The organism is Mycetohabitans sp. B2, from assembly GCF_021733735.1.
In the GTDB taxonomy this organism is placed as follows: Bacteria; Pseudomonadota; Gammaproteobacteria; order Burkholderiales; family Burkholderiaceae; genus Mycetohabitans; species Mycetohabitans rhizoxinica.
In genome coordinates, this window is record NZ_JAHKSP010000016.1 from 163136 (window position 1) to 182953 (window position 19818).

Genomic DNA, 19818 nt, shown 5'->3' on the forward strand with positions numbered 1-19818 from the left:
AGCATGCCGGGGCAGAGCGCCCGGCCAAGCCCGCTACGCGACACCGTGCACGGCGGCGAGACTATCCGGGCGCAGCCAGATGGGTAACGATTGCGTCGGCCAGCGCGATGCACGAGAGCGGGGCACATCCCTCGGCGTTGTTGCTGACCGTGATCAGCACGGACTGGCCTGCGCGTGCGTGTCGCGCTGCCAGCGCGGCGAGCGCCTCGCGCGTGTCGCGGTCCTCATCGAGCATCGTGTCGAATGGGGCGTACCGCGTTTCTGCCTGTTGGTGTTTCAATCCTGCATGAAGATTCCAGCGCACGACCAACGGGCCGGGCGTGTCGCCGTCGAGCAGCGCCAGTGCGGTAGCCTGGCGCTGCACGGACGGCATCCGTGCGTGGATGCCGATGCAGTAGCGCACGCGCGCGGCCCGCAGGGCCTTCATCAGCCGGGGCGTCAGCAGGATCGCGTCGCGGATTTCTACCGCGTACACGACCCCGTCGGGCAGCGCTGGTAGCGCCTCCAGAAACGGCTGCAAGTGCTGGACGAACGTGGCTGGCTCGGCGATCCATCTGTCGGGCAACGGCGGGAACTGGAACACCAGTGCGCCTGCCTTGTGGCCGAGCCCTTGCAGGCAAGGCTCGATGAACTCGCGCCGTGCCAGCCCGGTATCAAGGAAGCATGGATTGGCTTCGCCCGGCATGCCGCGCTCGCCGCGTACCGTCGCATCGGTAATGCTCGACGTCGCCTTGACAGTGAAGCGGAATGCGTCGGGCACCTGCGACGCGTAACGCGCATAGTCGCCGACGGACAGTGGCGCATAGAAGGTCCGGTCGATGCTGACACTGCGCAGCAGCGGATGCGCGCTGTAGGCAGCCAACCCATTGCGCGACAAACGGCTGTCGCTGTATTCGTCGCCATAGACGAGGCCGTTCCATCCCGGGTACGACCATGACGATGTGCCGAGGCGCACGTTAGGCGGCAACGCAGCGCCCAGTTGTCGGCAACGCTCGTCAATGCGCGCCGGCAGGATCTCCCCGCGCGAGCGGTGGCGCGCCGACGCGGCGGTCGCAGACTTGTCGGTATCGGCCGGCGCCGCCGCTGGCGGGGACGTGCCGAACAAATGAAATTGGCCGTCGTTGGAGGGTGCTTGCTCGGTCACAGCGGATTGGCGTACATGTAGCGGCGCGACCAGGGCAGCGTGCACGCGGGTCGTCCGGCCTTGCGGCATACCACTTGATAGATCGACACGTCATCGTTGTCGAACGCGTACGCGCACCCGGCCAGGTACACACGCCAGATGCGGAATTTCTCGTCATCGACGAGTGACCTTGCTTCGGCTGCGCATTTCTCGAAATTCTCGGTCCACAATTCGAGCGTGCGCGCGTAGTGTCGACGCAAGCTTTCGACGTCGATGGCCTCCAGCCCGCCGCGCTGCATCGCTTCCAGCGCCAGGCTGATATGGGGCAGTTCGCCGTCGGGGAAAACATACTTGTCGATGAACTCGCCGCCGCCCAGCGCGGTTTCGCCGCTGTTGAAGTCGCTCGACGTGATGCCATGGTTCATTGCGATGCCGTCGTCCGTAAGCAACTCGCGGATCTTGCTGAAGTACAGCGGCAGGTTTTTGCGACCGACGTGCTCGAACATGCCGACGCTGGTGACGCGGTCGAATTGCCCCGACACGTCGCGGTAGTCCTGCAGCCGGATCTCGATTCTGTCCTGCAGCCCCGCGTCCTTGACGCGTTGCGTGGCCAGCGCGAATTGATTTTCGGACAGCGTGACGCCAACACACTGCGCGCCGAACTTCTGCGCCGCGCGCAGCACGAGCGTGCCCCAACCGCAGCCGATATCGAGCAACCGTTGCCCAGGTTGCAATTGGATCTTAGTCAGAATGTGGTCGATTTTCTTCAGTTGCGCGGTATCCAGATCCTCGTCGCCATTTTCGAAATAGGCGCACGAATAAACCATGTTTTTGTCCAGCCACAGCTTGTAGAACGCGTTGGACACATCGTAGTGGTACTGGATTGCCTTCTTGTCCGAGGCTTTCGTGTGCGTAAAATAGCGCCGCACGCGCGCCAGCTTGCTGGCATGGGTAACGGTGCTGCGGGCCAGCGAGTAGCCGACGCGGATCACATCGGACAGCTTGCCCTCGATATCGATCTTGCCCTTGATGTATGCCTCGCCGAGGTGGTCCAGGCTCGGATCCAGCAGCAGCGGCAGCGCCGCCGCCGTGTTGACCTTCAGCGTGACTTGCGGCGCCGCAAACTTGCCGAAATCATGCTGCTGTCCATCCCACAGGACCAGACGTGCGGGCAGATTAGTCTTTTCGCGCACTTCCGAAACCCATTGCGCAAGCTTTTTTTCCCAGAACATAAGAATTCTCCTGTTCGTTGAAACGCAAGCAAAGCAACTGTTGTTCGTCTGTGATGCAAACCTTCCGGCCACGCGACGTGGCTTCGCGTGAAGCCTTGTCTCGCAACGCACCGGCATTGGCAGGCAGGGTCACGGCGACAGGCGCACGATCCTCCAAGTGTTGTCCGGATTGCGCAGGTACTGGATTCGATCGTGTAGCCGCGATGGCCGCCCCTGCCAGAACTCAACCGCGTCCGGCACCAGCCGGTAGCCGCCCCAGTGCGGCGGCCGCGGCGGGTGGTTGCCGAACTGCGCCGCGAAGTGCGCTTCACGCGCTTGCAGTTGTGCGCGATCGTGCAGCACCGCACTTTGCTCCGACGCCCACGCACCGATGCGTGAGCCGAGCGGACGGGACGCGAAATAGGCGTCGCTTTCGGCGTCGGCGATCTGGCTCACCCTGCCTTCGATGCGGACCTGGCGCTCTAGCTCAATCCAATAGAAGAGCAGCGTGGCGTACGGGTTGTGCGCCAGTTCGCGACCCTTGCGGCTTTGGTAGTTGGTGAAGAACGTGAAACCTTGCGCATCGACCCCCTTGACCAGTACGATGCGGGCGTCCGGCCGGCCACGCTCGTCGACGGTGGCCAGTGTCATCGTATTCGGTTCGGGAAGCTGTGCGTTGAGCGCCTGTTCGAACCAGCGTTCGAACTGCTTGATCGGATCGGCGTCGACATCGGCCTCCGATAATGTGCCAAGCGCGTAGTTCTTGCGTAGATCAGCGAGGAAGCTCATCTTTTTATGCGGTCGCTTACTATGGGTCGAGTATATCGGAAGACGACGATAGCCGCTCGATAGGGCGACGCAGCCGCCGCAGGCAAGGCACAATAGCGGTTTGGCCACCGCATCGCGCATGATGCGCGGCGGCGCTCCTTCTGCTTCTTCAACGCTAGACCATGTCCGCTTCGCATGCCATCCATACCGCGTCATCCGAGCCGTGCGCCGCGCGCGCGGCGCCAGCCGAGCCAGCCCCGGAAACCGGGGAATTCGAGACCGCTGACCATCCGCGCCGTTTTGGCGGCGTAGCACGATTGTACGGCGCAGCCGCGCTGCAGGCATTCGAGCGTTGCCATGTCGCAGTCGTGGGCATCGGCGGGGTCGGCTCGTGGGTGGCCGAAGCGCTGGCGCGTAGTGCGATTGGGCGCCTGACGCTGATCGACCTGGACCACGTTGCGGAAAGCAACACGAATCGCCAGATCCATGCGTTGAACGGTAACTATGGCAAGCCGAAGGTCGGCGCAATGGCCGAGCGGATCGCGGCGATCCATCCGCAGTGCGTCGTCACGCAAGTCGAGGATTTTGTCGAAGCCGACAACCTGGACGCACGGCTGGGCATCGGGTACGACTTCATCGTCGATGCCATCGATAGCGTACGCACCAAGACGGCGCTGATTGCATGGTGCGTCCGGCACCGGGTGCCGTTGGTGACGGTGGGCGGTGCGGGCGGGCAACTCGATCCGACGCGGATTCGCATCGACGATCTGGCCCGCACAATACAGGATCCGCTATTAGCCAAGGTGCGGGCGCAGTTGCGCAAACACCACGGATTCCCGCGCGGGCCGAAGGCCAAGTTCAACGTCCCGGCGGTCTACTCCGATGAGCCGTTGATCTATCCGCAAGCGGCCGCATGCGATTTGGACGGCGGGGAGGCCGCGTATGCTGGTGCGCCGGACATTGGTACGGCGCCGATCGGGCTCAACTGCGCGGGCTTTGGCTCGAGCGTGTGCGTGACCGGCAGCTTCGGCTTTGCCGCCGCAGCCTATGTGCTGCGCGTGCTGGCCGCGCGCCAGCCGGGTTCGGCGCACGGCTGCTCAGAATAGTGCGCTGCTCAGCTTGCGGCGCCACTGCGAGACCAGGTGCGGTTGCCCTGACGCGAGATCGAATACCGACAGCATTGTCTTGCGACCGATGTCGTCACGGAACGAGCGGTCGCGCTTGACGATCTCCAGCAACTGCTCGAGCGCGCCGGCATAGTGACGCGCGGCGATCCATTGGCTGGCAAGATCAAAGCGTGCTTCCAGATCCCCCGGATCGTTCGCGATGCGCGCTTCCAGCGCGCTCGTATCAGGCAACTCGGTGGCCACCGCGGCCGCGTCCAGCCGGGTCTTCAGCGCGTTGTAGCGCGCGTCGATACCCTGCGTGGTCCGCGGCGACAAAAATTCGGCCTCGGCCCGCGCGTCATCGAAACGATCGTCGTCGAGCAGCCACTCAATCAGGTCCAGGCGCGCCTCGTCAAATCCCGGATCGAGTGCTAGTGCCGTGCGCAATCGGCCCAGCGCTTCGTCGGTGCGGCCCTGGGCACGCAGGGCGTGCGCGGCGCGGCGCTCAGTTTCGGCGGCGTCAGGCACCAACTGGTCGATGAAGCGGCGCAATTGCCCTTCCGGCAGCACGCCGACGAACTGGTCCACTGGCCGGCCGTCGACGAACGCGATCACGTGCGGAATGCTGCGAATGCCAAAATGCTGTGCCAGCTCCGGACTGTCGTCAAAGTTGACTTTCGCGAGCTTAAAGCGTCCGCCGTACTCGCGCTCGATTTTTTCCAACAGCGGGCCGAGGACCTTGCATGGGCCGCACCAGGGCGCCCAGAAGTCGACCAGTACTGGCACGTTTCTCGATGCGGCGATCACGTCCTGCTCGAAAGTTTCAAGCGTCGTGTCCATCATGTTCCTCGCAAAAAAGAATTGGCTATCCGGCTACCAGATGAGGGCGATCTTGCGTAATTCAACGGTCCGGTAACGGAGCCCATTTGGTCTCGCCGGGCACCTTGTCCATCGTCTGCTGCCGCCATGCCTGTTGCGCGCACTCGATCTTTTCGCGCGAGCTGGAAACGAAATTCCAGTGGATGAAGCGCTCGCCGTCAAGTGGCACGCCACCGGCCAGCATCACGCGAGCATCGCCCGCGCTGCTCAGTTGCGCCACGGTGCCGGCATCGAGTACCGCCATCTGGGCCGACTCGATCGCTGTGCCATCCACGTCCAATTTGCCATCGACCAGATAGACTGCGTGCTGCTCGTGCTCGTGCTCGTGCTCGTGCTCGTGCTCGTGCTCGTGCTCAGGCGGCACGTCGAGGTGGCAGCCAGCGTCCAGCGTCACCGACACGTGTCAACGCAGCGGACATTAGTGGCTCCCAGATAAATAGATACTGATTGGGACGCCGATTGGAACGTCGCTGTGTGTACGGTACTGCACGAGGCGTTACAACTGCTTACTTTTCGCCGTCAACGGTGTTGTTGGCCATCGCGTTTTTGTAGCCAAGCGCGACTGTTTCGCGCGTTCGGAAAAGGAGTCCGACATGAGTAAGCTGCTGATCGCATTGACCGCTGGTCTGTTCGCCGCTTCCGCGGCATACGCGCAAGGCGCGGCATCGACGCCCGTGGCGGCGTCCGCGCCTGCCGTGACAGCGTCCGCGCCGGTGGCCGCCAGCGGCGTGAACACCAAAAAGCACCATGCACGCCACCATCACGGTGCGAAGGTGAAGCGTGCCGAGCAACAAAAGGCGGCGAGCCACCCCGATAGCGGCGGCACCGGTTCGAAGTAACCGATCCGGGCGCGGTCGCGTTCGAAGCGTCGTGTACCGCTCCCCGCGGCATCGCGGCGTTCGCACAGCCTCTCCCGTATTGGCGGGCGGGGCTTTTTTATTGGCGCGGCATGCCGCCGATAGCGCTGCCGGCTCCATAAGCCTGACAAGCGGGTTATTCTGTTGGTCGTTCGCGTGGCTTGGGCAAGGTCGCCGCGCGGCTTACCCCCATAATAAGCCGTCAAGGAGTGCTGGATGTCGCCAAAGGACCTGTTGCTCGCGTTTGTCGTGATCGCAGTATGGGGCGTCAATTTTGTCGTCATCAAGGTCGGGCTGCACGGTCTGCCGCCGATGCTGCTCGGCGCGCTGCGTTTTCTGCTTTCGGCTTTTCCCGCTGTGTTCTTCGTCAGGCGGCCAGCCGTGCCGTGGCCGCTTTTCCTGGCTTATGGCGCGACCATCTCATTAGGCCAGCTCGGGTTACTGTTCATGGCCATGTACGTTGGGATGCCCGCCGGACTAGCATCACTGGTGCTGCAATCGCAAGCATTCTTCACGCTGGTGTTCGCCGCGCTGCTGCTCGGTGAGCGTTGGCAGCCGCACAATTTGCTCGCGTTGGCGATTGCGACGATCGGGCTAGCCGTCATCGGCATACAGAGTCAACATGCGATGCCGGCCGCCGGCTTCGTGCTCACGCTGCTCGCGGCATCGATGTGGGCGCTGGGTAATGTCGTGATGCGCAGGATCGGCAACGTCGATTTGTTGGGACTGGTGGTCTGGTCCAGCCTGATTCCGCCATTGCCGTTCATCGCACTGTCCCTCTGGTTCGAGGGGCCGGCGCAGATCTGGGCGTCGGTCACCCAGATCTCGGCTGCGTCGGTGTTCGCGGTGGCCTACCTGGCATTTGGTGCCACGCTGCTTGGCTGCAGCTTGTGGGGCCGCTTGTTGATGCGCTACCCGGCCGCGCAGGTCGCGCCGTTTTCACTGTTGGTGCCAATCGTCGGGCTGAGCACCGCGGCGCTGTGGCTCGGTGCGATTCTGGTGATGGGCGGCTTGCTGGTGAACGTGTTGGGCCGCTGGCTGAGCGATCGGCTGGCGCACGCACGCCGAACTTGAGCATGGCGGCGGCCCGACGGGCGGCGCCGGGCCGCCGCGGCTTTTGCAACGGCGCGCGCCCGCCGCGGCTTTTGCAACGACGCGCGCCCGCTGCATGCAACTCGTTATGCAGACTTGCCCCAACTGTCACGCAGGCTGACGATTCGGTTGAACACCGGCTGGCCGGGCACTGAATCGACACGGTCCGCGACGAAGTAGCCGTGTCGCTCGAACTGAGCCCGGTCCTCAGGTAGGAATTGTTGTGCGCCCGGCTCCAGGTAGGCGGTGACCACGCGTTTAGCATCCGGGTTCAGCGCTTCGAGGAAGTCACGACCGCCGGCATCCGGCTGCGGCTCCTTGAACAGCCGGTCGTATAGGCGCACCTCGGCGCGGTACGCATGCGCGGCGCTGACCCAGTGGATGTTACCCTTGACCTTGTAATGGTTCGAACCCTCGGTCCCCGACTTGCTGTCCGAGAAATAGTTGCAATGCACCGCGACGATGTTGCCGTGCTCATCCTTGTCCGCGCCCGTGCATTCGACGACGAAACCGTAGCGCAGCCGCACGCGATTACCCGGGAACAGCCGGAAATAGCCCTTTGGTGGATTTTCGTTGAAGTCCTCACGCTCGATCCACAGCTCCCGCGAGAACGGGAAGGTCCGCGTGCCGCGCTCCGGGTGATGCGGATGCACCGGCGCGCTGCATGTTTCCTCGCTATCTTGCGGATAGTTGTCCACGATAAGTTTGAGCGGATCGAGTACGGCGATTGCGCGAGGCGCCTTCTCGTCCAAGTCCTCGCGTAGTGCCGCCTCGAGCAGTCCAAAGTCGATCCACGAGTTGATCTTGGTCAATCCGGTGCGTTCGCACATCAGCCGGATGCTCCCTGGCGTGAAGCCCCGACGGCGCAACCCAACGATCGTCGGCATGCGCGGATCGTCCCAGCCGTCTACGTGCTTGCCCTCGACCAGTTGCAGCAGCTTGCGTTTGCTCGTGATCACGTACGTCAGGTTGAGCCGCGAGAACTCGATTTGCTGCGGCAGCGGGCGCGTGAAGATGCCGGCATCGGCCAGCTCCGCGAGAAACCAGTCGTACAGCGGCCGATGATCCTCGAACTCCAGTGTGCATAGCGAATGCGTGATGTTCTCCAGCGCATCGCAGATGCAGTGCGTGTAGTCGTACATCGGATACACGCACCATGCATCGCCGGTGCGATAGTGATGGGCGAAGCGGATCCGGTAGATGACTGGGTCGCGCATGTTGATGTTCGGCGACGCCATGTCAATCTTGGCGCGCAGCACATGCGTGCCTTCGGCGAATTCGCCAGCCTTCATCCGGCGAAACAGCGCCAGGTTTTCCTCCGGCGTGCGATCGCGATACGGTGACGGCGTGCCAGGCTCGGTCAGTGTGCCGCGTGTGGCGCGCATCTGCTCCGCGCTCTGGCTGTCCACATAGGCTTTGCCGCGCTGAATGAGCAGCTCGGCGAACGCGTACAGCTTGTCATAGTAGTCGCTGGCGAAGTACAGGTGCTCGCGACCGTCCTTCTGCCAATCGAAGCCGAGCCACCGGACCGCGTCGATGATCGAGTTCACATACTCGACATCTTCCTTTTCTGGGTTCGTATCGTCAAAACGCAGGTGGCAAACGCCGCCGTAGTCGCGCGCGATGCCGAAGTTCACGCAGATGCTCTTGGCATGGCCGATGTGCAGGTAGCCGTTCGGCTCCGGCGGGAAGCGCGTCTCGACCCGTTGGCCCCACTTCCCGGACCGGTTGTCGTCATCGATGATGTTGCGGATGAAGTTCGATGCGGTGGCCGGTTCAGCCGATGCGTTTGTGGGTGCGCCCGAACCGCCGCCGGCCGGCGGTACGCCAGCAGAGGCGGCAGGGTGTTGGCCGGGCTTGGCACCCGATCTTGCGTTGTTGCGTTCGATATTCATGAGCGGGCAGGGTGGGCCGGCCCGTGCCCGGGCCGGACAATATTCATGACATTGCATTTTACCCGACGTGACGGCGTGGCGCGGGCTGTGCGGCGCGATCTGCTGGCGGGGCTGCGACCGTAACATCTGTAACAGCCCGTAAAACTGATTGCCACCCCGCGCCTCGGTCTCTTAGGATCCCTGAGCTCGCGCATGCGCGCGGCCCCGCTCAAAGGAGAAGAAATGAACGCGAAGGCGTCGACGCTCGCAAAGTTGGTGGTCCTGGTATCGCTCGTTCCGGCATTGTCCGCATGCGGCTCGTTGTCGCGCTCAGAAAAACACGCGGCGATTGGTGCGTCGGCCGGGGGCGCACTCGGTTACGTGTTGACCGGTGGGCCGCTGGGCACGGTGGTGGGCGCGGCTGCTGGCGGCCTGGTCGGCGCGGGCCATTGATGCGTGATTCTGGGCGATAAAAAACGTAGTCCTCACTGGCGCGCTTTCTAACGTGTTGCGCCGCGCCGGTCGGTAACGCAATATTATTTAATATATTAAATAAATTAAGGAGACATCATGAGTTTGGACGACACCTGTCGGTGGTCGCGCGCCATGTTAAGCATCGTGGCCAATGCGGTTGCACTGTCGTTGCCGTTGTCCTTCGTCGGCAACGAAGCGGCCTTTGCGAGGGCGCCGGTCCAAACCCCGGTGCTGACCGCGTCGGCCATCGCGGTGGCTGACAAGTACAGCGCCGATGCCGCCCAGCAGATCTTCAACGAGGGCGGCAACGCGATCGACGCGGCGGTGGCCATCGCGTTCACGCTGGCAGTCACGTATCCGGAGGCGGGCAATCTTGGCGGGGGCGGCTTCATGACGCTGTACGTGGAAGGCAAGCCGTACTTCGTCGACTACCGCGAGCGCGCGCCGGCCGCCGCGTCGCGCACCATGTATCTGGATGGCAAGGGCAAGGTGGTCAGCGGTATGAGCCTGGTCGGCGAGAAGGCCGCCGGGGTGCCGGGCACCGTTGACGGCATGTGGCAGGTGCATCGCCGCTTTGGACGCTTGACATGGAAGCAGGTGCTGACACCGGCAATCCAGTACGCGCGCCAAGGCTTCGAAGTCGAGCCGCAACTGCAGCAGGTGCGCGAAGCGGAGGAAAAGCACTATGAGGGCAAGACCAATTTCAGCCGCTATTTCGGTGCGTTGAAGGCCGGTACTACGTTCAAGCAACCGGAGCTGGCTCAGACGCTGCAACGCATTGCTGATCACGGCGGTCGCGAATTCTATACCGGCAGGATCGCCGAGTTGATCGCCGCGCAGACGCGCGGCAGCAAGTGGATCACCCGGCATGACCTGCAGCAGTACCGAGCCGTGTGGCGCCAGCCGATCATCGCGAACTGGCACGGCTATCAGGTCATCACCGCGCCGCCGCCGAGCTCGGGCGGCATCGGGTTGATCCAGTTGCTGAAGATGAAGGAGAACCTGCGAAGCCGCTTCGCCGACGTGCCACTGAACTCGCCGCAGTACATCCACCTGGTCGCGGAGATTGAGAAGCGCGTGTTTGCCGACCGCGCGCAATACCTGGGTGATCCAGATTACTACAAGGTGCCGGTCGCGCAGTTGATCGACGAGCCGTATCTGGCCAAGCGGGCGGCCGAGGTCAACCCGAAGGCGCCGTCGGACACCCGCAGCGTGCAGCCAGGCCTGGGCATGGTCACTGCACAGCGCGTGAGCCGTGTCACGGCGAATGAACGCGCCGAGACTACGCACTACTCGGTAGTCGATAAGTGGGGCAACGCCGTGTCGAATACCTATACGATCAACGGCTATTTTGGCTCCGGGGTGGTCGTCGAAGGTGCGGGCTTCCTGTTAAACAACGAGATGGACGACTTCTCGTCCAAGCCCGGTGTGCCGAACCTGTACGGGGTGGTCGGCAGCGATGCCAATGCGATTGAGCCCGGCAAGCGGCCGCTGTCGTCGATGACGCCGACGATCCTTACGCGCAACGGCAAGCTCGCGCTGGTGGTCGGCACGCCAGGCGGCTCGCGCATCTTCACGTCCGTGTTTCAGGTCATCACCGACCTGTACGACTTCAAGATGCCGGCCAACGAGGCCATTGCCGCGATGCGCTTTCATCATCAGTTGCTGCCGCCCAACACGATTTTCTGGGAGCCGTACCGGCCGATCGAGGGCGAGCTTGCGCAGCAGCTCCAGACGCTTGGCTATACGCTGGAAGGGCAGGCGTTCAACGGCGACGTCCAACTCGTAAAGATCAACGGCGATACACCTGAGCCGGTGACGGACCCGCGCAAGCGCGGCGTCGCGAGGGTGATCCGGTAGGGCGGCTGTTCGATGCGGCGTCGCGCTTGCGCGACGCTCAGTATGAGCGGGGCGCGGGCGCTAACACAAACTACAGTTGAGCACGATCAACAACGTCAGCGGATAGAGCGTGGCAAAGCCCTCGCGACGGCGGTGCGTGGCTTTCGCGCCTATCTCGGCGAGCGCGATCGCAAGCACGGCGCAGCTCGACGACTGCAGCGCGCCGAGAGTATCGTGCAGCAGTGCCAGCCCAAGCGTGAAGCCGAACAACAGCGAGTCGGCGCTCGACGAACATGCCGACACGCGGCGCTCCAGGTGATGCAGCACGGCGTCGAGCCGCCGCGCGGCGCCGTCCGGCACGAAAGCGAGTACGAGCGCGCCGCAGCACTGGAGCGTGCAGGCGAGCACCATCGCGGCAAAGGCGAGGTAGAGGAGCGACACCGGCAATGCAAGCGTATCGATTGCGTATGGATGCCTGCCCTACTGCAGCGCGAGCGTCGCGGCCAGGCCCAGCGCGCTGAACAACGGCAGGTTGTGCCGCAGGTCGGGCCACGGCTTGAACCATGTGTTGGGCGCACGCTTCATGTCAGATGACCCGTTGCTCGCGTAATGCGGCGAGCGTGGCCGTGTTGTAGCCGAGCCATTCGGCCAGCGGCATGGTGGCGCTCGAATCCATGTTAGTCATCAGAGCGGCGATCGCGACGCGTGCGCATCAGGGGCCGGCGAGCACGCGCGTCAGCTCCAGGACGCGCAGGTGAGTCAGGGCTCCCATCAACCGAACATGTCTTCTTGCAAGTGCGGCGGTTGCAGCAATTATACGGGGGTGGGCCGGTGCGTACATCCCGTATAATCAATCGTTTAAACGGACGCGTCCGTGTCCGGATTCACCCGATGCGCTGGCGCGCCAGCGACAGACCACTCGAAGCACGCTATGAAAGCCGCTGAAATCCGCGAGAAGTTCCTGAGGTTCTTTGAATCGAAGGGCCATACGATCGTTCGCTCGTCGAGCCTCGTGCCCACCAACGATCCGACGCTGCTGTTCACCAACTCCGGCATGGTGCAATTCAAGGACGTGTTTCTGGGCGCCGACACGCGGCCGTACTCGCGGGCCACAACCGCGCAGCGCAGCGTGCGGGCCGGCGGCAAGCACAATGATCTGGAGAACGTCGGTTATACCGCTCGGCACCATACGTTCTTCGAGATGCTGGGCAACTTCTCGTTCGGCGACTATTTTAAGCGCGACGCGATCCACTATGCGTGGGAGCTACTCACGCGCGTCTACCAGCTGCCGCCTGAGAAGCTGACCGTGACCGTCTACCACGAGGACGACGAGGCGTACGACATCTGGGCCAACGAAATTGGCGTGCCGCTCGAGCGGATCATCCGCATCGGCGACAACAAGGGCGCCCGCTATGCATCGGACAATTTCTGGCAAATGGCCGATACCGGTCCCTGTGGCCCGTGCTCGGAGATTTTTTATGATCATGGCCCGCAGGTGTGGGGTGGGCCGCCCGGATCGGCCGATGAGGAGGGCGAACGCTTCATCGAGATCTGGAATCTCGTGTTCATGCAATTCAACCGCGATGCGCAAGGCAACCTGACGCCGTTGCCCAAGCAGTGCGTCGATACCGGCATGGGCCTGGAGCGGCTCGCCGCGGTGCTGCAGCACGTGCACAGCAACTACGAGATTGATCTATTCCAACGGTTGATTGCCGCGGCGGCTCGCGAAACCGGCGTGTTGGATCTTGCGCACAACTCGCTGAAGGTGATCGCCGACCATATCCGCGCGTGCGGCTTCTTGATCGTTGACGGCGTGATTCCGGGCAATGAGGGGCGCGGCTACGTGCTGCGCCGCATCGTGCGCCGCGCGATTCGCCACGGCTACAAGCTTGGCCGCAAGAGCCCATTCTTTCATCGGCTAGTCGAGGATTTGGTTGGCGAGATGGGGGCCGCGTATCCTGAGCTGAAGGTGGCGCAGCAGCGCGTGACCGACGTGCTGCGCCAGGAAGAGGAACGTTTCTTCGAGACGATCGAGCATGGGATGTCGATTCTGGACGCCGCGCTGTCCGAGCTGACGGCGCGCGGCGCAAAAGTGCTCGACGGTGAGCTTGCGTTCAAGCTGCACGATACGTACGGCTTCCCGCTGGACCTAACAGCGGACGTGTGCCGTGAGCGGGGCATCGGCGTCGATGAGGTGGCGTTCGACGAAGCGATGGCGCGCCAGCGCGAGCAGGCGCGTGCGGCCGGCAAGTTCCGCATGGTCCAGACGCTCGACTACACGGGCAGCAAGACGACATTTCACGGCTACGACAAGCACGTGTTCGACGATGCCAAGGTCGTCGCGGTGTATGTCGATGGCACGGCGGTGCCATCGCTGCGGGCGGGCCAGCAGGGCGTGGTCGTGCTTGACCAGACGCCTTTCTATGCGGAGTCGGGCGGTCAGGTCGGCGACCAGGGCACGATCGGCAATGCCACGGTGCGCTTTGCGGTGTTTGACACGTTGAAGGTGCAGGCCGACGTGGTCGGCCACCACGGTACCCTCGAGCAGGGCGAGCTGAAGGTCGGCGATGTCGTTAGCGCCCGCGTCGATGCCGAGCGGCGCGCACGCACTGCGCGCAATCACTCGGCGACGCACCTGATGCACAAGGCGCTGCGCGAGGTGCTGGGCCCGCATGTGCAGCAAAAGGGCTCGCTGGTCGATCCGGACAAGACCCGTTTCGATTTCTCGCATCATGCGCCGCTCAGCGATGACGAGATTCGTCGCGTCGAGGCGATTGTCAACGCCGAGGTGCTGGCCAATACGCCGGGCCTCGCGCGAGTGATGCCATTCGACGACGCGGTCAAGTCGGGCGCGATGGCGCTATTCGGCGAAAAGTACGGCGACGAGGTCCGCGTGCTCGACCTGGGGTTTTCGCGCGAGCTGTGCGGCGGCACGCACGTGCAGCGCACCGGCGACATCGGTTTGTTCAAGATCGTGTTCGAAGGGGGGGTGGCGGCCGGCATCCGTCGTGTCGAGGCGATCACCGGCGACAATGCAGTGCGCTATGTGCAGGACCTGGAGTCGACGCTCGCGGGGGCTGCCGCGGCATTGAAGGTCCAGCCGGCGGAGCTTGCCCCGCGCATCGCGCAGGTGCAGGATCAGTTCAGGGCGCTGGAGAAGGAACTGGCGCAGCTTAAATCGAAGATCGCGTCGAGCCAGGGCGACGAGCTGGTGAGCCAGGCGGTCGACGTGGCGGGCGTGCATGTGTTGGCGGCCCAGCTCGAAGGCGCCGATGTGAAGACGCTGCGTGAAACGGTGGACAAGCTGAAGGACAAGCTTAAACATGCAGCGATCGTGCTGGCGAGCGTCGACGGTGGCAAGGTCAGCCTGATCGCCGGCGTGACGACCGACGCGAGCAAAAAGGTCAAGGCCGGCGAGCTGGTCAACTTCGTTGCGCAGCAGGTCGGCGGCAAGGGCGGCGGCCGGCCGGATATGGCGCAGGCGGGCGGCACCGATCCGTCGAAGCTGCCGGCGGCGCTCTCCGGCGTCAAGGAATGGATCCAGGCGCAGTTGTAAGCACGCCGCGGGTATCACTGCAGGTTACCGCGTGTCGCGGCGACGGTCCGGTGGCCCTCACGCAGCGTGGCCCGTGGACACAGTTGGGGCGGCGGGCGGCGGCCGCCGACGGGACTGCGGCGGCCGCGATGGCGCCACCGTCGCAGTCGTCGTAGCCGTCGCGGCGTGGGGCGGCGCGACGGCTACGGCAAGGTCAGCCAGCAGAATCTGCCGCAGCGCCCGGGCTGCGGATGACGTGTACCCGCACCGCCATGCGAGCAGCGTGTCCGATCATGCCGATGTCAGGCAACGGGTGCATTGATATACCTATTTCACGCCCGCCCGCTCGTTGCAGTTCGAGCACTGAGCGGGGCGTTACGGCGATGCCGGCCCCGGCGGCGACACAGGCCACGATCGCATGATACGAGCCGAGCTCGAGCGCGCGGCGAGGCCGCAGCGCGTCGTGCGCGTACCAGCGTTCGGCATACGCACGATACGCGCAGCCTGACTCGAATGCAATCAGCGTGGCAACGCGCACGTCCCGCGGCTGGCGGATCGGCGGGTGGTCGCGCGCGGCGATCAGCACAAGTTCCTCGCGATACACGGGCGTGAGTTCGAACGTGTCGGTGAGGTGGGACACGCCATCCACCGGTGTGGCGATCAGCGCGACATCGATATCGAACTCCCGCAAACGGTTGATCAGGCATCCGGTGGTGCCGGTTGCGAGTTCCAGCGTCACGTCTGGCCACTGGCCACATGCTCGCCGGCCCGTCGCATCGTCGGCGTGCGGCAGACGATGCACGGCGCGGCCAGGGGGAGTCTCAAAGCCGATACAATAGGCGGCTCTTTCGCGCATTTCAAACGATGATGGGATCGACCCTCGCAGGCGTGTTGGGCAGCGACTACCGGTATTGTCCGCGCTGCCGCGCCGAACTGATTGACCAACCCGTTGCGCACGGTACTCGAGCCGCTGGTTCGATAGCGGGGCGGCGGACACGATACGTCGAATGCTCGCGGATTTGACGATGCAATCGTTCGTTGCCGTGTTGCTCAATGGCCTGAGCTATGGGTTGCTGTTGTTCCTGTTGTGTGCCGGGTTGACACTCGTGTTCAGCTTGATGGGCGTGATGAACTTTGCGCATGCGAGTTTCTACATGCTCGGTGCCTACATCGGCTACACGAGCGCGCGCTACGGTGGCTTTGCCGCCGCGTTGATCCTCGCGCCGGCCGCGGTGGCCGGCCTGGCCGCCGCTTTCGAGCTTGGCGTGCTGCGCCGTGTGCACCGTCAGGGGCCGCTTGCCCAGTTGCTGGCGACCTTCGGCCTGGCTTATCTAATTGCCGAGTTCGTGCAACTAGGATGGGGCCGCTCGCCGTTGCCCGCCGTCGTGCCGCAGTGGCTCGATGGCGCACTGGTGAATTGGCATGGCGTGGCATTCTCCCGTCTTCGTGCCTTTATGATGGCGATCTCCGCTGGCGTGCTTGGCCTCTGTGCGCTGCTACTGCGGTATTCTCGCCTTGGCCTGGTGATCGCGGCCGCGCGCACGCACCCGCACGCCGTGCAGGCACTGGGCCATGATGTCGCTCGTGTGCATACCCAGGTGTTCGCGTGCGGCGCGGCGCTTGCCGCGGTGGCTGGCGTGCTTGGCGGCGTGGCATTCGTCACGGATACGTCGATGGCCGAAACGCTGGGTTCGGTCGTGTTCGCAATCGTCGTGGCGGGGGGAATGGGTTCGTTGGCTGGCGCATTCGCCGCATCGCTGTTGTTTGGCATCGTGCAGACGCTGCTTGTCGGACTCGACATACGGCTTGGCGCGCTGCTCCATTGGGTGTTGCCGACGGTGGACGAGACCGGCGCATGGGGCCGCATCACGTTGGCACAACTCGCGCCAGTAACGCCCTTTGTGTTGCTAATCATCATGTTGGCGTTGCGTCCGGGCGGGCTGGTGCGTGGCCATGTGGAGCTGGACACATGATGGTGCATCGCCAGGCCCCGCGTGGCATGCGGATCGACCGCGACGTGCGGCGGCTGCCGTGGGGCGGGCTGATATTGACAACCGTGCTCGCCGCGCTACCGCTGCTGCCGCTGGCGCACGGCGAGCCGAGCGGCGCGGCGCTGGCGCTCGCGTCTCAGGCGGCCGTGCTGATTGTGTTCGCGCTGTCGTACGATTTGTTGCTCGGTCAAACCGGCCTGCTGTCGTTTGGCCATGCCATGTATTACGGCATCGGCGCATTGGCGGCGGCGCGCGTGGCCAACGCGTGGGCATTGTCCGCGCCGTGGCTGCCGGTGGTCGGCGGCGCAGGTGCGGCGCTTGTTGCCGTCCCGGCCGGGTGGCTCAGTGCGCGCCGGGGTGGCGTGACCTTCGCGATGGTGACGCTGGGGCTCGGCGAACTGGTCGCGACTGCCGCGAGCACCGTGCCGGAATGGTTTGGCGGCGTGGGTGGCGTGATGATCGACCGCGGCGCCGTCCCGGGCTGGCTCGGTATCGATTTCGGTGCGACGCGCGCGGCCTATGGCCTGGTGGTCGTGGTCGCACTGGCCTCATGCATGCTGATCGCCTGGTTATTACGCACGCCGCTCGTGCACGTGGCCAATGCGGTGCGCGACAATCCGCGACGGGCGGCATTCGTCGGCGTGGATCCGTCGCGCGTGAGGTGGGCGATGACGGTCATTGCCGCATTCTTTGCCGGCGTCGCCGGCGCACTATCGGTGGTGACCTTTGAGATCGCCACCGCGGACAATGCGAGCGTTGCAACATGCGCGACCGCGTTGATCGCCGTGGTGATTGGCGGCACTGGCACGTTCGCCGGTCCTATCCTGGGCGCCGTGGTTTATGTGTCGATCGCGAACGGCTTGGCGTCGATCACCCGCGCGTGGCCGATGTACGTCGGCCTTTTTTTCTTGCTCGTCGTGGTGCTCGCGCCCGGCGGGCTGATCGGTGCATGGTTGCATCGCCGGGTGTCGCCATCGCTGGCGGGCAGCCGGCGTGCGCGATGCGCGCTACCACGGTTCAGCGGAAGACGCATGGGACGTGCGCTGGCAGTGCTCGGCATGCTGGCCGGCGGTATCGCTGTAATTCAGTCAGTTTATGCATGGCGATTTGGCGATACCGGCGCAGATATCAGTCCGGGCTTGCATGCCGCCAACGGGTGGGGCATCGCGGTGGCCGGGGCGGTATGGATGGCGGTGTCGGCGTTCGCGCTGCGTGGCACGACGCTGCGTTCGCCGCGCCGGGTTGCTACGAGCTTGCGTTCGACCCATGCTGCTGCGGCAGCCATGGCTTCGACCCACGCTTCTACGGCGGCCATGGTTTCGACCTATGCTGCTACGGCAGCCACGAGACCAGCCGTAGCCAAAGCCACCGCGTCAGTCATCGTCGCAGGCGCCGCCGCCAACGTGCCGGCACGAGCAGCCGGTACGGCGGAACAAGCGAAACCCATTGATCCTGCGCCGAGGGTACGGCCGAGACACGCGCCGAGTGGTCTGGCGCTTGATGTGACGCTGGACGACGTCCATGTCAGTTACCGCGCGACATCCGTGCTGCGCGGCGTGCATTTGCACGTGCGAGCCGGCGAGATTCACGCATTGATCGGCCCGAATGGGGCAGGCAAATCCACGGTATTCAACGTGCTCAGTGGCGTCACACAGGTCGATCGGGGCACCGTGCGGCTCGATGCCAGGCCGATCCGGCGGTTGGCGGCACATCGGATCGCTCGCCTTGGGGTCGCGCGGGGCTTGCAGACACCCAACTTGTTCACGCAGTTGTCGGTACTGGATAACGTGTGCTGTGCGATGCTTTGCCCGCGCGGCGCGCCGCTTTATCGCTGGCTACAACCTGCCGCGTGGCGCGGTCTGCGTGAGCGCGCACTCGACTGGCTACAGGTGGTGGGCCTCGGCGACGAAGCCAGCGCCCGCGCCGCGCAACTGAGCTACGCCCAACAACGCGCGCTTGAGTTGGCCATGGCCACGGCTAGTGGTGCGCGACTGCTGTTGCTGGACGAGCCGACCGCCGGCATGAGCCGGGCAGAGGCCATCGAGGCGCTTGCATTGATCCGCGCGATGGCGGCGGGGCGCACGCTCCTGCTGATCGAGCACGACATGGGCGTCGTGTTCGATCTCGCAGACCGGATTTCGGTGCTGGTTGATGGCGTGGTCATCGCCACCGGTACGCCGGCGCAGATCCGCGCCAATCCGGACGTGCGCGATGCTTACTTGGGCCCCGCGCGTGCGCTATGAGACTTGACGTGCGCCACCTGGAGGCCGGATACCAGGGCGTGCGGGTCATCCAGCACGTATCGATGCACGTGGACGGCGGCGAGATCGTCGCCCTGTTTGGCCGCAATGGCGTGGGCCGCTCGACGCTGGCCAAGGCCATTGTCGGTCTGGTTGAGCGGCGCGGCTCGATCGAGCTCGATGGCATGCAGATCGGCACGTTGCGCACCGTGGACATTGCCCGCGCCGGTGTCGGTTATGTCGCCGAGACCCGCGATGTGTTCCCGACATTGAGCGTCGCGCAGAACTTGCTGCTCGGTCTGCCGCGCCGCGCACGGGGTCCGGCGGTGCTCGAGCCGCTGTACGAGTTGTTTCCCCGCTTGCGTGTCCGTGCCGACGTGAAGGCGGGCGTGCTCTCCGGTGGGGAACAGCAGATGTTGGCCATTGCCCGGGCGTGGGCCGCGCAGCCCCGTGTATTGATCATTGACGAGCCGACTGAGGGCCTCGCGCCGCGTGTTGTCGATGAGCTTGGCGTTGCACTGTCAACGCTGGCTGCGCGCGGCACGGCGATTGTGCTGATCGAGCAGCGTGCCGCAATGGCGTTGGAGCTGGCGCGACGCGTCTACGTGATGGGACGCGGTCCGTCGGGCTTGGGTGAGATCGTCTTCACCGGTGCGCGTAGCGAGTTCGAGGCGAAGCCGGCGATTGCCCGGCAATGGCTGTCGGTGTAGCGCTGCGCGAGCCGCAGCGGCGACATGGCATGATCAAGTTATAGTCTGGTCAGCACGCCGGCAATGCAGGCTGCCAGCGTCGTTTCCCGCTACAATTCGTAGGCGGTGCGGCTCGCATC

General features: G+C 64.3%; 17 protein-coding genes. 9 read left to right on the forward strand and 8 right to left on the reverse strand.

The genetic code is table 11. From position 1 onward, the window contains the following. Positions 1 to 61 precede the first annotated feature (61 nt). The 3 genes from KPG66_RS03610 to pdxH form a co-directional block, all read right to left on the reverse strand. Positions 62 to 1213, reverse strand: a complete 1152-nt coding sequence (locus KPG66_RS03610; RefSeq protein WP_237070027.1) for a DUF72 domain-containing protein — start codon at positions 1211 to 1213, stop codon at positions 62 to 64. Further along, positions 1141 to 2355 carry an SAM-dependent methyltransferase gene (locus KPG66_RS03615; RefSeq protein WP_013434627.1) on the reverse strand — a complete coding sequence of 405 codons (1215 nt, stop codon included), beginning with the start codon at positions 2353 to 2355 and terminating at the stop codon, positions 1141 to 1143. The genes KPG66_RS03610 and KPG66_RS03615 overlap by 73 nt, the downstream gene beginning before the upstream one ends. Positions 2356 to 2484: 129 nt before the next feature. Further along, positions 2485 to 3123, reverse strand: coding sequence for a pyridoxamine 5'-phosphate oxidase (gene pdxH, locus KPG66_RS03620; protein WP_041754110.1), 639 nt, complete (start codon positions 3121 to 3123; stop codon positions 2485 to 2487). Positions 3124 to 3284: 161 nt separating this feature from the next. Between pdxH and tcdA the strand changes: the two genes are divergently transcribed. Continuing rightward, on the forward strand, positions 3285 to 4208 hold the full coding sequence (gene tcdA / locus KPG66_RS03625; RefSeq protein ID WP_013434630.1) for a tRNA cyclic N6-threonylcarbamoyladenosine(37) synthase TcdA: 924 nt from the start codon (positions 3285 to 3287) through the stop codon (positions 4206 to 4208). Here tcdA and trxA read toward each other — a convergent pair. Together trxA and KPG66_RS03635 are read right to left on the reverse strand one after the other, a co-directional pair. Next, a complete protein-coding gene (gene trxA, locus KPG66_RS03630) occupies positions 4200 to 5048 on the reverse strand; it encodes a thioredoxin (protein WP_237070028.1) in 849 nt (282 codons plus the stop codon). The two genes, tcdA and trxA, sit on opposite strands and share 9 nt — an antisense overlap. Positions 5049 to 5109: 61 nt before the next feature. Then, positions 5110 to 5451 carry a pirin-like C-terminal cupin domain-containing protein gene (locus KPG66_RS03635; protein ID WP_336886346.1) on the reverse strand — a complete coding sequence of 114 codons (342 nt, stop codon included), beginning with the start codon at positions 5449 to 5451 and terminating at the stop codon, positions 5110 to 5112. 229 nt (positions 5452 to 5680) lie between these two features. On the opposite strand from KPG66_RS03635, the gene KPG66_RS03640 reads away from it, so the two are divergent. Both KPG66_RS03640 and KPG66_RS03645 read left to right on the forward strand, forming a co-directional pair. Further along, the gene (locus KPG66_RS03640; protein ID WP_237070029.1) at positions 5681 to 5926 is read left to right on the forward strand and encodes a hypothetical protein; all 246 of its coding nucleotides are present in this window, start codon (positions 5681 to 5683) and stop codon (positions 5924 to 5926) included. A gap of 234 nt (positions 5927 to 6160) precedes the next feature. After that, the gene (locus KPG66_RS03645; RefSeq protein WP_237070030.1) at positions 6161 to 7018 is read left to right on the forward strand and encodes an EamA family transporter; all 858 of its coding nucleotides are present in this window, start codon (positions 6161 to 6163) and stop codon (positions 7016 to 7018) included. 104 nt (positions 7019 to 7122) lie between these two features. Here the strand turns inward: KPG66_RS03645 and KPG66_RS03650 are convergent, their stop codons facing one another. Continuing rightward, entirely contained in the window at positions 7123 to 9057 is a 1935-nt protein-coding gene (locus tag KPG66_RS03650; RefSeq protein ID WP_237070031.1) for a glutamine--tRNA ligase/YqeY domain fusion protein, read from the reverse strand. 96 nt (positions 9058 to 9153) lie between these two features. On the opposite strand from KPG66_RS03650, the gene KPG66_RS03655 reads away from it, so the two are divergent. Both KPG66_RS03655 and ggt read left to right on the forward strand, forming a co-directional pair. Continuing rightward, positions 9154 to 9363, forward strand: coding sequence for an ornithine carbamoyltransferase (locus tag KPG66_RS03655; RefSeq protein WP_041753204.1), 210 nt, complete (start codon positions 9154 to 9156; stop codon positions 9361 to 9363). A 117-nt stretch (positions 9364 to 9480) separates the two neighbouring features. Next, positions 9481 to 11244 carry a gamma-glutamyltransferase gene (gene ggt, locus KPG66_RS03660; RefSeq protein WP_237070032.1) on the forward strand — a complete coding sequence of 588 codons (1764 nt, stop codon included), beginning with the start codon at positions 9481 to 9483 and terminating at the stop codon, positions 11242 to 11244. Between the two features lie 60 nt (positions 11245 to 11304). Here the strand turns inward: ggt and KPG66_RS03665 are convergent, their stop codons facing one another. After that, the gene (locus tag KPG66_RS03665) at positions 11305 to 11664 is read right to left on the reverse strand and encodes a hypothetical protein (protein WP_157864335.1); all 360 of its coding nucleotides are present in this window, start codon (positions 11662 to 11664) and stop codon (positions 11305 to 11307) included. Between the two features lie 490 nt (positions 11665 to 12154). Between KPG66_RS03665 and alaS the strand changes: the two genes are divergently transcribed. Then, positions 12155 to 14779 (forward strand): alanine--tRNA ligase, encoded by a 2625-nt coding sequence (gene alaS / locus KPG66_RS03670; RefSeq protein WP_237070033.1) that lies wholly within the window; start codon positions 12155 to 12157, stop codon positions 14777 to 14779. Positions 14780 to 14972: 193 nt separating this feature from the next. On the opposite strand, the gene KPG66_RS03675 is transcribed toward alaS, so the two are convergent. After that, positions 14973 to 15755: a LysR substrate-binding domain-containing protein gene (locus KPG66_RS03675; RefSeq protein ID WP_442929407.1), complete on the reverse strand. Its 783-nt coding sequence runs from the start codon at positions 15753 to 15755 to the stop codon at positions 14973 to 14975. 28 nt (positions 15756 to 15783) lie between these two features. Here KPG66_RS03675 and KPG66_RS03680 point away from each other — a divergent pair, with 28 nt between their 5' ends. The 3 genes from KPG66_RS03680 to KPG66_RS03690 are packed head-to-tail and all read left to right on the forward strand — an operon-like array spanning position 15784 to position 19699. Further along, positions 15784 to 16731: a branched-chain amino acid ABC transporter permease gene (locus tag KPG66_RS03680; RefSeq protein WP_237070034.1), complete on the forward strand. Its 948-nt coding sequence runs from the start codon at positions 15784 to 15786 to the stop codon at positions 16729 to 16731. After that, on the forward strand, positions 16728 to 18992 hold the full coding sequence (locus KPG66_RS03685) for a branched-chain amino acid ABC transporter ATP-binding protein/permease (protein WP_013434648.1): 2265 nt from the start codon (positions 16728 to 16730) through the stop codon (positions 18990 to 18992). The genes KPG66_RS03680 and KPG66_RS03685 overlap by 4 nt, the downstream gene beginning before the upstream one ends. Continuing rightward, complete coding sequence (locus KPG66_RS03690) at positions 18989 to 19699, forward strand: ABC transporter ATP-binding protein (protein WP_013434649.1); 711 nt, start codon at positions 18989 to 18991, stop codon at positions 19697 to 19699. Before KPG66_RS03685 ends, KPG66_RS03690 begins: the two co-directional genes overlap by 4 nt. Positions 19700 to 19818 lie beyond the last annotated feature (119 nt).